The following is a 13,731-nucleotide window of genomic DNA, read 5'->3' on the forward strand; positions in this document are numbered from 1 at the left end:
GGGTAGGGGCGGAAGTCCCGAGCGGGCTCGGCCGTGGGTCAGCGCAGGCGGCGTAGCAGCGGTGAGGGCGGGGCCTGGGCGGGAGCGACGCGGATGCGGGCGTCCACGGTGGTCGCGCCGTCGGGGGTGACGATGACGGGGTTGAGGTCGAGTTCGGCGATCTGGGGCAGGTCGTCGAGCAGCCGGCCGATCCTGACGAGCTGGCCTTCGAGGGCCTTGACGTCCATGGCCGGCGAGCCGCGGTAGCCGTGCAGGAGGGGTGCGCAGCGCAGCTCGGCGAGCATGCCGGCGGGGTCGGTGACCGGCGGGACGCGGAAGGCGCGGTCGGCCAGCAGGTCGGCCGCCACGCCGCCCAGGCCGACCATGACGAGGGGCCCGAAGACCGGGTAGTTGACACCGCCGACGATCATCTCGATCCCGCCGGAGAGCATGGGCTGGACGATCGCGCCCGTCATCTCCGGACCGATGCGCTCCGACATTTCTTGATATGCGCGGCGGACCGCGTCTTCGGTACGCAGGCTGAGCCGGACGCCGCCGACGTCGCTCTTGTGCACCGGGCCGACGGCCTTGAGGGCCGTCGGCAGCCCGACGCGGGCGGCGGCCCGGGCGGCGGACTCGCCGTCGCGCACCTCGACCGACTCGGCCCGTGCGACGCCGTAGCAGTCCAGCAGCCGGGCGGTCGCATCGGGGGAGAGCCACCCGCCCTCCGGCCGCGCCTCCAGCTCGGCCTGGACGATCCGCCGTGCCCCCTCCCTGTCGGCCGCCACGGGGATCGCCACAGGCTCGGGCGTCCGGCGCCACTCGGCGTACCTCACGGCATGGCCGAGGGCCTGGACGGCCTGCTCCGGGAAGGCGTAGCAGGGGACGCGGCCGTCGATCAGCCCGTCGTGGCCGACGACACAGGCCAGGACGGTCTTGCCCGCCTCCTTGGCCGCCTCGGCGATGGCCCGGCGAGTCTCCTCCAGGCCGGATCCGAATGGCGGGGTGTAGACGACCAGGACGGCGTCGACGTCCGGCACGGCGGCCACCGCCCGTACGGCGGAGCCGATCTCGGCGGCGGTGGCGTCGGCGGTCAGGTCGACGGGGTTGCCCAGCGCGGCCGCGGCCCGCGCGTCCAGCAGCCCGGCCCGGAGTTCGGGGACGGCCAGGCCCTGGCGCTCGCAGGAGTCGGCGGCCATCGCCTGCGGCCCGCCGGAGTTGCCCACGATGGCCACCCGGCGCCCCCGGGGCAGTGGCTGGAAGGCCAGGAGCCGGGCGGCGTCGATCAGTTCGGGCACGCTGTCGAGCCGGATCACTCCGGCGGCGCGGACCAGGGCGTCCACGGCCACGTCGGGGGTGGCCGCGGCGGCGGTGTGTGAGCGCACGGCCCGGCCTCCGGCCTCGCCGCGCCCGCTCTTGACCAGCAGCACCGGCTTCCGGGCGCCCACGCGCCGGGCGATCCGCACGAACCTGCGCGGGTTGCCGAACGACTCCAGGTACAAGGCGATCACGTCGGTGTGCGGGTCGTCCGCCCAGCATTGGAGGAGGTCGTTGCCGCTGACGTCGGCCTTGTTGCCGACCGAGACGAACATGGACACGTCCAGCCGCTCCAGCAGCGCCGCCGCGACGGCGCCGGACTGCGACATGAGCGCCACGCGGCCCTGGACGGGATTGTGCGGCAGGAAGCTGGCGTTCAGGTGGGCCGCAGTGTTGACGATGCCCAGGCAGTTCGGGCCGATGAGCCGCATCCCGGAAGAACGGCAGATGCGCAGCAGCTCCGACTCCGCACCGGGCTGCCCGGCCTCGGCGAACCCCGACGTCAGCACCACCAGCCCGGCGACGCCCGCCTTCGCGCAGTCGCGCGCCACCTCCAGCACCCGCGCGGCGGGCACCGCCACAACCGCCAGATCCACGCCCTCCGGGACCCTGTCGTGGCAGGCGAGTCCGGCCACCTCGGCGGCGTTGGGGTTGACCGGATGGATTGCGCCGGGAAAGCCGCCGTCGATGAGGTTGCGCAGCACCTTGTGGCCGACGGCGCGCTCGTTCCGGCTCGCGCCGATCACCGCCACCGAGCGAGGGGTGAGCACCCGCGTGAGCGAGGCGCATCCGGCCTCATGGTCGCGGGACTCGATGCCGGCCCGCAGCCCAGGGGTTGGCTCGGCGGCGATGCCGAGATGCAGGGTGCCGCCTTCGGTGCGCTGGGTGACCTCTAGCCCGAGGTCGTGCAGCATCCGGAGCATCGGCCGGTTCTCGGTCAGCACGTCGGCCATCAGCTCGTGGACGCCGTGCTCGGCGGCGTCCAGGGCGACGTGCTCCAGCAGCAGGGTGCCCAGGCCGTGCCCGTGCGCGGCGTCGTCGATGAGGATTCCCAGGTCGGCGCGGTGCCCGTCGATGGGGATGTACTCGGCGACCCCGACCAGCCGGTCGTGGATGGCGGCCACCAACGCGTGGCCCTGGTAGGCGTCGCTCGTCACCCGGTCCATGTAGGCGTGGGCGGTGTTGCGGCCCCCGGTGAAGAAGCGCAGGTAGGCCGAGCGTTCCGAGGAGCGGTCCACCAGCTCGTGCAGGGCGTCGCGGTCGGTGGGAAGCAACGGGCGCACGTGGGCTATGCCGCCGTCGCGCAGCAGCACGTCGTATCCCTCAGGCATGGCGGATCTCCCGTTCGCGGTCCTGTCTCTCAGCTTGTCCGGATGGAGGGGACCGCAAGCAGGGCCGAAGGTCATGTCGCGAAAGGACGTCCGCCTCTCCTGGCGCGAACGTGCCGGGCGTGTGCTGGAGAGGTGGGATCGGGACTCACAGAAGGAGGACGCGATGAGCCTGCCAGAGCGGAGAGACGTCAGACTCCCGTTCCCGGAGCTGATGGAATGGCTGGAGCAGCCCATGTTCGGGTTCCGGCCGTTCGGACAGATCCTCCGGGTCGAGGACTACATCGCCGAGGGGCGGTACGTCCTGCGCGCCGAACTGCCCGGGGTCGACCCCGACAAGGACGTCGAGATCGTCGTCGACGACCGTGTCCTGCACATCCGGGCGGAGAAGACCCGCAGGACCACCGAGCCGCATCGCTCCGAGTTCGCCTACGGAGCGCTCGCGCGGACGGTGACCCTGCCCGCCACGGCCAAGACCGACGACGTCAAGGCCACCTATGCGAACGGGGTCCTCGAAATCAGCGTCGGGCTGGCCGAGGAGAAGAAGGCGGAGGGCCGGCGGATCACCGTCGAGCACTGAAGCCGGTCGTGAGCGGACGGGAGGAACCACGAAGCCTTCCGTCCGCTTTCGCGCACGGGTGCCGAAGGTCCCACCCCGTGAGGACCGTCGCCCCTGATGGCCGGCCCCATGCCGCCGGACGATGAAGGCATGAGAATCGGAATCAACGGCTTCGGCAGGATCGGCAGAGCCGTCCTGCGCCGCGCACTGCGCACCGACCTCGACATCGTCGCCGTCAACGACATCACCGACGCGGCCACGCTGGCCCACCTGCTCGCCTACGACTCCACCTACGGCCCGCTCGGCCTGCCCGTCAGCGCGTCCCCGGAGTCGCTGGAGGTCGACGGCAGGACGATCGCCGTCAGCGGGCGGCGCGACCCCGCCGAGATCGACTGGCGCGCCCACGACGTCGAGCTGGTCATCGACGCCACCGGCCGGTTCCGTACCAGGGACGCCCTGGAGGGCCATTTGAAGGCCGGCGCGCGCCGGGTCCTGCTGTCGGCGCCCGGCAAGGGGCTGGACGCCACCATCGTGCCCGGCGTCAACGACGCCGCCTACGACCCGGCCAGGCACGAGATCGTCTCGCTCGCCTCGTGCACCACCAACTGCGTCGCCCCCATGGTCAAGGTGCTGAACGACCGCTTCGGCCTGGTCCGGGGGTTCATGACCACCATCCACGCCTACACCGGCGACCAGGTGCTCCTCGACGCCCCGCACAAGGACCCGCGCCGGGCGCGCTCCGCGGCCGTCAACATCGTCCCCACGACCACCGGCGCCGCCCGCATGGTCGGCCAGGTGCTGCCGGAGCTCGACGGCCGCCTGGACGGCGTCGCCATCCGGGTGCCGGTCGAGGACGGCTCGATCACCGACCTGTCCGCGCAGCTCTCCCGGCCGGTCACCGCGCAGGAGGTGAACGACGCCTTCGCCGCCGCGGCTGAGGACGAGCTGCACGGCGTCCTGCGCTACAGCACCGCCCCGCTCGTCTCCCGCGACATCATCGGCGACGCGTCCTCCTGCGTGTTCGACTCCCCGCTCACCCAGGCGAGCGGCGATTTGGTCAAGGTATTCGGCTGGTACGACAACGAGTGGGGCTACGCCAACCGCCTGGTAGAGATGGCCCGGCGGATGGCGTGAGCCACGCCCGCGATCAACTCCCGCCCCGGGCACAGCGCACGGTCACGTCCTGCTCCCGAGGACAGCCCGTCGAGGCGATCCCGGTCATGGTCGCGGCCCCACGATTCGAGGCGCGCGGACGCAGGACCAAGGTCCTCCGCACGAGGGCCGTGCGGCACTGCGGGCGGGTCACCGGAAACGGTGTGATGGAAGCACGTAAGAGGACCACGAATCCCCATCGAAGGGGGGCCGTCATGGCCACCACGATCGACAGGCCCGTCACGCACACGGGCGCCACCACCGCCGGACGCCGCCCGGTCGAGTACGTCTGGGCCGTCGCCCGGATCGCGATCGGCTGGATCTTCCTGTGGGCGTTCCTGGACAAGACGTTCGGCTGGGGCTTCGCGACCCCGGCGAACAAGGCGTGGATCGCCGGGGGCAGCCCGACGACCGGCTTCCTCAAGGGCACCGGCGAGAACGCGCTCGGCGGGCTGTTCGCCTCGCTGGCCGGTCAGGCGTGGGTGGACTGGCTGTTCATGGCCGGTCTGCTGGGCATCGGCCTGGCGCTGGTCCTCGGGATCGGCACCCGGGTCGCCGCGGTCACCGGCACGCTGATGCTGGTCCTGATGTGGGCGGCTGAACTGCCCTTGGCCAACAACCCCTTCATGGATGAGCACATCGTCTACGCGATCGTCCTGATCGGCCTGGCCCTGGCCGGCGCCGGCACCACTCTCGGCCTCGGCAACCTGCCCGTCGTGCGGCGCAACGGCTGGCTGAAGTAGTGCGCACCAGGACACGCCCACCCCCTCAGCACCCGGGGGGTGGGCGTTTTGCCGTGCGCCCGGCGGACATGCACGACAAGGACGAAGGTCTGTCGCATCCATGTCGTAAGACTCCTGAACGGGGCGGGCGGCCCTGCTGTGCTGGGGGAGCTCCTGGAAGGAGGAGGTCCTCATGGACAGACCGGCAGAGCCCGGGCTGACGAGCCTGGAAGCGCAGCGGCTGCTCCGGCTGCACGGGCCGAACCAGGTGGCCGGGCCGCGCGGACACCGCGGGTTACGGTTGCTGCTGGCTCAGTTCACCAGCCCCATCGTGCTCATCCTGATCGCCGCCACGATCCTGTCGATGGTGCTCGGCGACCTGACCGACGGGTTCATCATCCTGGTGATCATCGTCGCGAGCGGCGCGCTCGGGTTCTGGCAGGAACACTCAGCCGGAAGCGCCGTCGACGCCCTGCTGGCCCGTGTCCGCGTGGAGACCGAGGTGATCAGGGACGGCCGCGAAGTGTCCGTGCCCGCCGAGGACGTGGTGCTCGGCGACGTGCTGGTGCTGCGGGCAGGAGACATCGTCCCGGCCGACTGCGCCGTCGAACGGGCCCAGAGCCTGCTGGTGGACGAGTCGGCGCTGACCGGCGAGTCGTTCCCCGCCGAGAAGGGCGTCGCGGCCGAGCTGTACGCCGCCACCCACGTCGCCAGCGGTACCGCCACCGCGACCGTCCTGCGCACCGGTCACGCGACCAAGTTCGCCGAGGTGACCGCCGAGCTGGCCGGACGGGACGTCACCACCGGCTTCGAGCGCGGCATGACCCGCTTCGGCCTGCTCCTGGTACGGGCGATGGTCGTGCTGGTCACCGCCATCTTCGTGGTGAACGTGGTCCTGGACCGTCCCGTCGTGGACGCGCTGCTGTTCTCCCTCGCCCTGGCCGTCGGCCTGACCCCGCAGCTGCTGCCCGCGATCGTGGCCGTCAGCCTGTCGGCCGGCGCCCGCAAGATGGCCGCCGAGCGCGTCATCGTCAAGCGGCTGGACGCGATCGAGGACTTCGGCGCGATGACCGTGCTGTGCACCGACAAGACGGGCACGCTCACCGCCGGCGCGGTGCGGCTGGACCAGGCGACCGGAGTCGGCGGCGAGCCGAGCGGGGAGGTGCTGCGGCTGGCCCGCCTCAACGCCGGGCTCCAGCACGGCTTCGCCAACCCTCTGGACGAGGCCGTCCTCGCGGGGGCGCCGCCGCTCGACGCGGCGGCGCGGCTCGACGAGGTGCCCTACGACTTCCAGCGCAAGCGCCTGTCCGTGCTCGTGGACGAGGCCGGCGTCCCGACGCTGATCACGAAGGGCGCCCTGGAGTCAGTGCTCGCCGTCTGCACGACCGCCCGTACGGACGAGGGCACCGTGCCGCTGGAGGCGGTGCGCGAGGCGGTCATGGGACGCTTCGCCGAGTTGAGCCGCGATGGCTTCCGCGCGCTCGGCCTGGCCATCGCCGCCCTCCCCGGCCGCTCCACCGCCACCGTCGCCGACGAGAGCGGGATGACGCTCGTGGGAGTGCTCGCCTTCCACGACCCGGCCAAGGAGGGCACCGCCGAAGCCGTACGCGACCTGGCCGGCCTGGGCATCTCCGTACGCCTGATCACCGGCGACAACCGGCTGGCCGCCGAACGCGTCGCCCGCGAGGTCGGCCTCGGCGGCGAGGTGCTGACCGGCGCCGACCTCGACCGGCTGGACGAGCACGCGCTGGCCGCCCGCGTCACGGGTGTCGAGGTGTTCGCCGAGGTCGAGCCGCTGCACAAGGAGCGGATCGTCCGCGCGTTGCGCGCCTCCGGCGCCACCGTGGGCTTCCTCGGCGACGGCATCAACGACGCCCCCGCCCTGCACGCCGCCGACGTCGGCATCTCCGTCGACACGGCCGTGGACGTGGCCAAGCAGTCGGCCGCGATCGTGCTGCTGGACAAGGACCTGAAGGTCATCGCCGACGGGGTGCGCCTGGGCCGGCGCACGTTCGCCAACACCCTCAAGTACGTTCGGGTCACCATCAGCGCGAACTTCGGCAACATGCTCAGCATGGCCGCCGCCTCGGCGTTCCTGCCGTTCCTGCCGCTGCTGCCGCGCCAGATCCTGCTGCTCAACTTCCTGTCCGACATCCCGGGCACCACGATCGCCACCGACCAGGTCGATCCCGAGCAGCTTCGACGCCCCCGGTCGTGGAACCTGAGTGGGATCCGCACGTTCATGATCGTGTTCGGGCTGCTCAGCTCGGTGTTCGACATCGCCACGTTCCTGGTTCTCCGGCTGGGCCTGGACGCCGGCGCGGACGTCTTCCGCACCGGCTGGTTCATCGAGTCCACGGCGACCGAGCTGGCGGTCATGCTCGTGCTCAGGACCGCGCGGCCGTTCTACCGCAGCCGCCCGTCCAGGCCGTTGCTGCTGACGAGCGTGGCGGTGGCCGTGCTGACGGTGGCGCTGCCGTACACGCCGGTCGGCGGCCCGCTGGGGCTGGTGCCGCTGACGTGGCCGGTGCTCGGCGCGCTCGCCGCCCTGACCGTCCTGTACGTCGCGGCCAACGAGGGCGCCAAACGCCTGCTCCGCCCGCTGCTCGCCGCATGAGCCACGGCGTCCGGGACCTTGGTCCCGTCCATCGGTGGCCTTGGACCGCGGCGGCCGTCGTTCCCTCCGAAGACAGTGAGAAGGGACATCGACGCGAAGGGGGAACCATGGATGCGTGGCGTGGGTTCGAGGGAGAGGGGTGGCGTTCGGCGCCCGACGTGCGCGCCTTCATCCAGGCCAACTACACGCCGTACGGGGGTGACGCCAGCTTCCTGGCCGGGCCCACGGAACGGACGCGGGCTGTGTGGGCGGCGGTGTCGAAGCTGTTCCCCGAGGAGCGCGAGCGCGGGATCCTCGACGTGGACGCCTCGACCCCCTCCTCGATCACCGCGCACCGGCCCGGCTACATCGACCGGGACCTCGAACTGATCGTCGGCCTGCAGACCGACGCGCCGCTCAAGCGGGCGATCATGCCCGCGGGCGGGCTGCGCATGGTCGAGAACGGCCTGGCCGCCTACGGCCACAAGCTCGACCCGGCCGTCAAGGAGATCTTCACCAAGTACCGCAGGACCCACAACGACGGCGTGTTCGACGCCTACACCCCGGAGATCAGGCGCGCCCGCAAGGCCGGCGTCATCACCGGCCTGCCCGACTCCTACGGCCGCGGCCGCATCATCGGCGACTACCGCCGCGTCGCCCTGTACGGAGTGGACCGGCTGATCGAGGCCAAGCACGCCGAGCTGCGCTCCCTGGACGACGCCGACGCCACCGACGCCGTGATCCGCGACCGGGAGGAGCTGGCCGAGCAGCTCCGCGCCCTGGACGAGCTCAAGACGATGGCCGCCTCCTACGGCCACGACATCTCCCTCCCGGCCGCCACCGCGCACCAGGCCGTCCAGTGGCTGTACTTCGCCTACCTCGCCGCGATCAAGGAGCAGAACGGCGCGGCCATGTCGCTCGGTCGCACCTCCACCTTCCTCGACGTCTACATCGAGCGCGACCTCGCCGAAGGCCGTATCACCGAGGAGCGGGCGCAGGAGCTCGTCGACGACTTCGTCATCAAGCTGCGCATCGTCCGCTTCCTGCGCACGCCGGAGTACGACCAGCTGTTCTCCGGCGATCCCACCTGGGTCACCGAGTCGATCGGCGGCATCGGCGCGGACGGCCGCCCGCTGGTGACCCGCACCAGCTTCCGCTACCTGCAGACGCTGCGCAATCTCGGCCCGGCTCCCGAGCCGAACCTCACCGTCTTCTGGTCGCCGCGGCTGCCGATGCCGTTCAAGCGCTTCTGCGCGGCCCTGTCGATCGAGACCAGCTCGATCCAGTACGAGAGCGACGACCTGATGCGCCCCCGGCACGGCGACGACACCGCCATCGCCTGCTGCGTCTCCGCCGCGCCGGTCGGAAAGCAGATGCAGTTCTTCGGCGCCCGCGTCAACCTGGCCAAGACCCTCCTGTACGCGATCAACGGCGGCCGCGACGAGATCACCGGCGATCAGGTCGGCCCCGCCCACCCGCCGCTGACCGGCGAGTACCTGGATCACGAACAGGTCATGGCCGCCTACGACCGGATGCTGGACTGGCTGGCCCGCACGTACGTCAACGCGCTCAACATCATCCACTACATGCACGACAAGTACGCCTACGAGCGCATCGAGATGGCCCTGCACGACTACCCCGTCAAGCGCACGCTGGCCTGCGGCATCGCCGGCCTGTCGGTCGCCGCCGACAGCCTGTCGGCCATCAGGCACGCGCGGGTCAAGGTCGTCCGCGACGAGACCGGGCTCGCGATCGACTACGAGGTCGAGGGCGAGTTCCCGGCCTACGGCAACAACGACGACCGCGCCGACGCCATCGCCGTCGACCTGGTGCGCTCCTTCATGGCGAAGATCCGGAAGCATCGCACCTACCGGGACGCCGAGCACACCCAGTCGGTGCTCACGATCACCTCCAACGTCGTGTACGGCAAGCACACCGGCAACACCCCCGACGGCCGCCGTGCGGGCGAGCCGTTCGCGCCGGGCGCCAACCCGATGAACGGCCGCGACCGCCACGGCCTGGTCGCCTCCGCGCTGTCGGTCGCCAAGCTGCCGTACGACCAGGCCCTGGACGGCATCTCCCTGACCAGCACCACCACCCCCGACGGCCTCGGACGAACCCCTGCCGAGCGGGTGGACAACCTGGTGGGCGTGCTGGACGGCTACGTCGACGCCGGCGGCTTCCACATGAACGTCAACGTCCTGACCCGGGCCGTCCTGCTGGACGCGATGGAACACCCCGGCCGGTACCCGCAGCTCACCATCCGGGTCTCCGGCTACGCGGTCAACTTCGTCCGCCTCACCCCCGAGCAGCAGCGCGACGTCGTCAACCGCACCTTCCACGGCTCGTTGTGAACGGTTCGGTCAGCTCCTGGGACCTGTCCACGGGGGTGGACGGGCCCGGCACCCGCTTCGTCGTGTTCACCGCCGGCTGCCCGCTGCGCTGCCAGTACTGCCACAATCCGGAGACCTGGCGGATGCGCGACGGTCACCAGGTGACCACCGACGAGATCATGGACGAGATCGGCAAGTACCGGCGCTTCCTCGCCGTCTCCGGCGGCGGGGTGACCATCAGCGGCGGCGAGCCGCTGCTGCAGCCCCGCTTCACCGCCGACCTGCTGCGCCGCTGCCACGACAGCGGCCTGCACACCGCCCTGGACACTTCCGGCCTGCTCGGGGTCCGCGCCACCGACGCCATGCTCGCCGACACCGACCTCGTCCTGCTCGACATCAAGTCCTACGACCCGGCCGCCTACCGCCGGGTCACGGGCGGGCCGGTCGAGCCCACGCTGCGCTTCGCCCACCGGCTCGCCGAGCTCGGCCGTCCCACCTGGATACGGTTCGTCCTCGTACCCGGACTGACGGACGCACCCGAGAACGTGGACGGGCTGGCCCGCTTCGTGGCCGGGCTCGGCAACGTCGAACGGGTCGACGTGCTGCCCTTCCACCGCATGGGCCTGGCCAAGTACGAGCGGCTCGGCCTGCGCTGCCCTCTCGCCGACGTCGAACCACCCGACCAGGCCCTCATGGACCGAGTCCACGCCCAGTTCCAGGCCCACGGCGTCACCAGCCTCTGATCAGGCTCATGGACAAGTGCGTTCACACGCCCTTGTCCGTGCTCCGGGTGAACGGGGAGAGCGTGGCCGACCACGGGATCACCGCCCGGGAGATCACCCTGCTCCTCCTCGCCGACCTCGACGTTGATGCCTACCTGCTGGGAGGGCAGGCTGCCTGCCTCGGATCTGGCAGAGCTCCGCCACCACAGGATGCTCCTGCGCGGTCCGCAGCGGAGACGGCTCGATCAGAGTCAACGAGTGAACCAATTCAGGACGACGTGAGGCGACCACCAGCGCGACCACTCCGCCCTGCCGGTGCGTGTCTCTCAGAACTACTGTTGGCGCAGGTCAGCACCGTAAAAGGTCGTCAGCGGGACGTCAGGTGCGTCAGTCGGGTCAGGTACTCCTCCGTCGAGATCTCGCCGCGCGCGTAACGTTCGGCGAGCAGGTCGCGGGCCCGGTCCACGCGGACGGGGATCAGCCGCGTGGGGGAGGCGGCCCGGATGACGAGCCAGCACGCCGAGGCGAGCAGGGCGATCCAGAGGAGCAGCACCACGCCTCCGCCCATCCAGGCGATGCCGCTTCCCATATGGGGCAGCATGTCGTTGTTCATGGAAACCTCCTTTCCTCCAACGTCCAGCATCCGGGCCGGACGAGGTCAGGGGCGAAAGTCACACCTGGCAGGTCTTTCGGCACTGCGCTCCTGTCAAGCCCGGCGTGAGCCTGAGAGCAGAAGGGAGGAACGGGCGATGAGGTTGACATGGAAAGACGCGGTGGCGACGGCGGTCATGGGCGTGATCACCGCCGTCCACGTCGTGTTCCTGCAGCAGGCCGACGTCCTCGTCCTCGGCAGCGTGCGCGGCGTCGCGAGCGTGATTCTGGTGCTCGGCGCGGTGCTGCTGTCGTGCCTGCGCTGGTTCTGGTGTGCCGTGGTCGTAGTGCCCCCGGCGGGTCTCGGCGTCGCTCAGCCGGTGGACGCCGGTCTCGTCGTGGCGCGCTGAAGGTTCTCCAGCCCCCGGGCGAGCGCGAGGCCGGCTGCCGTCAGGGTGCGCACCTGGTTCTCCAGCTCGTCGACCCGCTTCTTCAGCGCCAGCAGCTCGGCATCGATTGCCGGCGACTCCATGAGCATCCGTGCGCCGATCATGGTGACTCACCTCTCCTTCGCCTTGCCGGTACAGACAACATGGTGGGCGTCCGCGCGCGTTCCGCACACCGGCGAACGTCACGGGACGGCGGGGACCAAAGGCAGGCGTACCGGGTGGACCTTCTCCTCTATGACCGGCCGCTTGAGCGGAGTGTGCTGGCGGTACAGGAAACCATGAAGGGGGTCAAGATGATCGTCGTTGGGGTCGACGGCTCGGCATCCGCGTACGCCGCGGTGGACTGGGCGGCCGATGACGCCGCACGGCGCGGGCTGGACCTGCGCGTCGTCCACGTCCGCGAACCATGGGCGGCCGAGCACCCGCTCACCGCCGCCAGTGATCACCACACGCTGACCGAACGAGACGGCGAGCTGCTGAACGCGGCGGCGCGACAGGCGCGGGAACGGCGACCAGGACTGCACGTGATCACCGCGCTGAGCACGGGCGCCGTGGCCGAGCGGCTGCGGCATGAAGCGCAGCACGCCGACGCGCTGGTGCTGGGAAACCGGGGTCTCGGCGGGTTCACCGGCCTGCTGCTGGGCTCGGTCGGGCTGACGTTGGCGGGCCATGTCCCCTGCCCTCTCGTCGTCGTCCGGGAGGCGGCACCGGAGAGGTTCGGCGAGATCGTGGCGGGGTTCGACGGGTCGGCGGACGCCGAGGCGGCTGTCGCGTACGCGCTGGAGCAGGCCCGTGCGGAAGGCGCGCGGCTGCGGGTGGTGTACGGCGTGCGGACGCCCACCCCGGCGCCCCAGCCGGTCGGCTACGGGCCGATTCCCTGGGGCGTCTCCGTCCAGGAGATCGGTCAGCGACTGGCGCCCTGGCGCAACAAGTACCCGGACGTCGAGGTGGCCGAAGAGGTGGTGGCCGGGCATCCGGTCGCGCTGCTCGCCCGTGCTTCCCGCCACGCCGACCTTGTGGTGGTCGGCTCGCGCGGGCTCGGCGGGTTCGCCTCCGCCGTGCTCGGCTCGGTGAGTCACGGCATCCTGCACCACGCCCGCTGCCCGGTGGCCGTCGTACGGACGGGAGGCGTGTCGTCATGACCGTCGTCCTCGCGCCGCCGCACCTGACCGAGCAGGCCCGCCACGACTGGGACCTGCTGCAGGCCGAGACGCCCGCCCCTCGCCCGTTCGACCCCGCCGAGGCGGAGCCGCTGCCCGAGCCGGCCCGGCGCTGGGTCCTGCACGCCATCGAGCCCGGCACGCCGCTGCTCAGGGCGGTGGTGCTGCGTATGCGCGGCGACATCAGGCTCGGCGACTGGCGGCGTTTCGAGGCCTCGCAGGCGCTGGTGCCGATGGAAGGGTTCGTCTGGACGGCCAGAGCCTGGATGGGGCCGCTGCCGGTGAGCGGCTTCGACCGCTATCGCGCGGGAGTGGGGGAGATGCGCTGGCGGCTGCTGGGGACCGTCCCCGTCATGTCGGGCACCGGCCCGGACATCACCAGGAGCGCGGCGGGACGGCTGGCGTGCGAGTTCGTCATGGCGCCCGCCGCGGCGCTCGACCCGCGCCTGCGGTGGAAGCCCCTCGACGACGATCGGGCGATCGCCGTCGTGCCGGTCGGCGGCGAGGACTTCGAGGTGACGCTGACCGTCGCTCCGACCGGCGCGCTCACCGCCGTCACCGTCGAACGGTGGGGCAACCCGGACAAAGGCCCGTTCCGCAGTCACCTGTTCGGGGTGGAGTGCGGGCACGAGGCCACCTTCGACGGGTTCACCGTCCCGGCCCGGATGCGGGGCGGATGGTGGCCCGGGACCGGAAGGTGGGCCGACGGGGAGTTCATCCGCTTCAGGGTCGAGGACGCGCTGTTCCGCTAGCGAGCAGGGCCCTTCGGCCCTCGCCCGGCTGACCTCCGGCTCTGGGAGGAACAGGGTAGACGAGGTCCCAT

General features: G+C 71.4%; 12 protein-coding genes. 9 read left to right on the forward strand and 3 right to left on the reverse strand.

Annotated features, from left to right (window positions below; translation table 11 throughout):
* Positions 1–38: 38 nt before the first annotated feature.
* The gene (locus tag ACFYUV_RS09680) at positions 39–2,627 is read right to left on the reverse strand and encodes a GNAT family N-acetyltransferase (RefSeq protein ID WP_387666881.1); all 2,589 of its coding nucleotides are present in this window, start codon (positions 2,625–2,627) and stop codon (positions 39–41) included.
* A gap of 163 nt (positions 2,628–2,790) precedes the next feature.
* Here ACFYUV_RS09680 and ACFYUV_RS09685 point away from each other — a divergent pair, with 163 nt between their 5' ends.
* From ACFYUV_RS09685 to pflA, 6 genes are all read left to right on the forward strand, one after another.
* Positions 2,791–3,204 (forward strand): Hsp20/alpha crystallin family protein, encoded by a 414-nt coding sequence (locus ACFYUV_RS09685; protein ID WP_387666884.1) that lies wholly within the window; start codon positions 2,791–2,793, stop codon positions 3,202–3,204.
* Between the two features lie 129 nt (positions 3,205–3,333).
* Positions 3,334–4,317 carry a type I glyceraldehyde-3-phosphate dehydrogenase gene (gene gap, locus ACFYUV_RS09690; RefSeq protein WP_387666887.1) on the forward strand — a complete coding sequence of 328 codons (984 nt, stop codon included), beginning with the start codon at positions 3,334–3,336 and terminating at the stop codon, positions 4,315–4,317.
* A gap of 233 nt (positions 4,318–4,550) precedes the next feature.
* Positions 4,551–5,078 (forward strand): hypothetical protein, encoded by a 528-nt coding sequence (locus ACFYUV_RS09695; RefSeq protein ID WP_387666889.1) that lies wholly within the window; start codon positions 4,551–4,553, stop codon positions 5,076–5,078.
* 172 nt (positions 5,079–5,250) lie between these two features.
* Positions 5,251–7,674, forward strand: coding sequence for a magnesium-translocating P-type ATPase (gene mgtA / locus ACFYUV_RS09700; RefSeq protein WP_387666892.1), 2,424 nt, complete (start codon positions 5,251–5,253; stop codon positions 7,672–7,674).
* 107 nt (positions 7,675–7,781) lie between these two features.
* Positions 7,782–10,007, forward strand: coding sequence for a formate C-acetyltransferase (pflB, locus tag ACFYUV_RS09705; protein ID WP_387666895.1), 2,226 nt, complete (start codon positions 7,782–7,784; stop codon positions 10,005–10,007).
* Positions 10,004–10,729, forward strand: a complete 726-nt coding sequence (gene pflA / locus ACFYUV_RS09710) for a pyruvate formate-lyase-activating protein (protein WP_387666898.1) — start codon at positions 10,004–10,006, stop codon at positions 10,727–10,729. Before pflB ends, pflA begins: the two co-directional genes overlap by 4 nt.
* A 346-nt stretch (positions 10,730–11,075) precedes the next feature.
* Here the strand turns inward: pflA and ACFYUV_RS09715 are convergent, their stop codons facing one another.
* Positions 11,076–11,321, reverse strand: coding sequence for an SHOCT domain-containing protein (locus ACFYUV_RS09715; RefSeq protein WP_387666901.1), 246 nt, complete (start codon positions 11,319–11,321; stop codon positions 11,076–11,078).
* Between the two features lie 136 nt (positions 11,322–11,457).
* On the opposite strand from ACFYUV_RS09715, the gene ACFYUV_RS09720 reads away from it, so the two are divergent.
* Positions 11,458–11,709 carry a hypothetical protein gene (locus tag ACFYUV_RS09720; RefSeq protein ID WP_387666903.1) on the forward strand — a complete coding sequence of 84 codons (252 nt, stop codon included), beginning with the start codon at positions 11,458–11,460 and terminating at the stop codon, positions 11,707–11,709.
* Here ACFYUV_RS09720 and ACFYUV_RS09725 read toward each other — a convergent pair.
* Positions 11,673–11,852 (reverse strand): hypothetical protein, encoded by a 180-nt coding sequence (locus ACFYUV_RS09725; protein WP_387666906.1) that lies wholly within the window; start codon positions 11,850–11,852, stop codon positions 11,673–11,675. The genes ACFYUV_RS09720 and ACFYUV_RS09725 overlap by 37 nt on opposite strands.
* Positions 11,853–12,041: 189 nt before the next feature.
* Between ACFYUV_RS09725 and ACFYUV_RS09730 the strand changes: the two genes are divergently transcribed.
* Together ACFYUV_RS09730 and ACFYUV_RS09735 are read left to right on the forward strand one after the other, a co-directional pair.
* Entirely contained in the window at positions 12,042–12,890 is an 849-nt protein-coding gene (locus ACFYUV_RS09730) for a universal stress protein (protein ID WP_387666908.1), read from the forward strand.
* Positions 12,887–13,660 (forward strand): DUF6544 family protein, encoded by a 774-nt coding sequence (locus tag ACFYUV_RS09735; RefSeq protein WP_387666910.1) that lies wholly within the window; start codon positions 12,887–12,889, stop codon positions 13,658–13,660. The genes ACFYUV_RS09730 and ACFYUV_RS09735 overlap by 4 nt, the downstream gene beginning before the upstream one ends.
* Positions 13,661–13,731: the final 71 nt, after the last annotated feature.

Origin of the sequence: Nonomuraea sp. NPDC003560 (assembly GCF_042878785.1) — a bacterium.
GTDB lineage: Bacteria > Actinomycetota > Actinomycetes > Streptosporangiales > Streptosporangiaceae > Nonomuraea.

Excerpts from the sequence above, each read along its gene's own strand:
- ACFYUV_RS09685 (WP_387666884.1), top strand. The coding sequence starts at position 2,791 with ATGAGCCTGCCAGAGCGGAGAGACGTCAGACTCCCGTTCCCGGAGCTG.
- mgtA (WP_387666892.1), top strand. The coding sequence starts at position 5,251 with ATGGACAGACCGGCAGAGCCCGGGCTGACGAGCCTGGAAGCGCAGCGG.
- ACFYUV_RS09695 (WP_387666889.1), top strand. The coding sequence starts at position 4,551 with ATGGCCACCACGATCGACAGGCCCGTCACGCACACGGGCGCCACCACC.
- pflB (WP_387666895.1), top strand. The coding sequence starts at position 7,782 with ATGGATGCGTGGCGTGGGTTCGAGGGAGAGGGGTGGCGTTCGGCGCCC.
- ACFYUV_RS09725 (WP_387666906.1), bottom strand. The coding sequence starts at position 11,852 with ATGATCGGCGCACGGATGCTCATGGAGTCGCCGGCAATCGATGCCGAG.
- ACFYUV_RS09715 (WP_387666901.1), bottom strand. The coding sequence starts at position 11,321 with ATGAACAACGACATGCTGCCCCATATGGGAAGCGGCATCGCCTGGATG.
- ACFYUV_RS09730 (WP_387666908.1), top strand. The coding sequence starts at position 12,042 with ATGATCGTCGTTGGGGTCGACGGCTCGGCATCCGCGTACGCCGCGGTG.
- gap (WP_387666887.1), top strand. The coding sequence starts at position 3,334 with ATGAGAATCGGAATCAACGGCTTCGGCAGGATCGGCAGAGCCGTCCTG.
- ACFYUV_RS09735 (WP_387666910.1), top strand. The coding sequence starts at position 12,887 with ATGACCGTCGTCCTCGCGCCGCCGCACCTGACCGAGCAGGCCCGCCAC.
- ACFYUV_RS09720 (WP_387666903.1), top strand. The coding sequence starts at position 11,458 with ATGAGGTTGACATGGAAAGACGCGGTGGCGACGGCGGTCATGGGCGTG.
- ACFYUV_RS09680 (WP_387666881.1), bottom strand. The coding sequence starts at position 2,627 with ATGCCTGAGGGATACGACGTGCTGCTGCGCGACGGCGGCATAGCCCAC.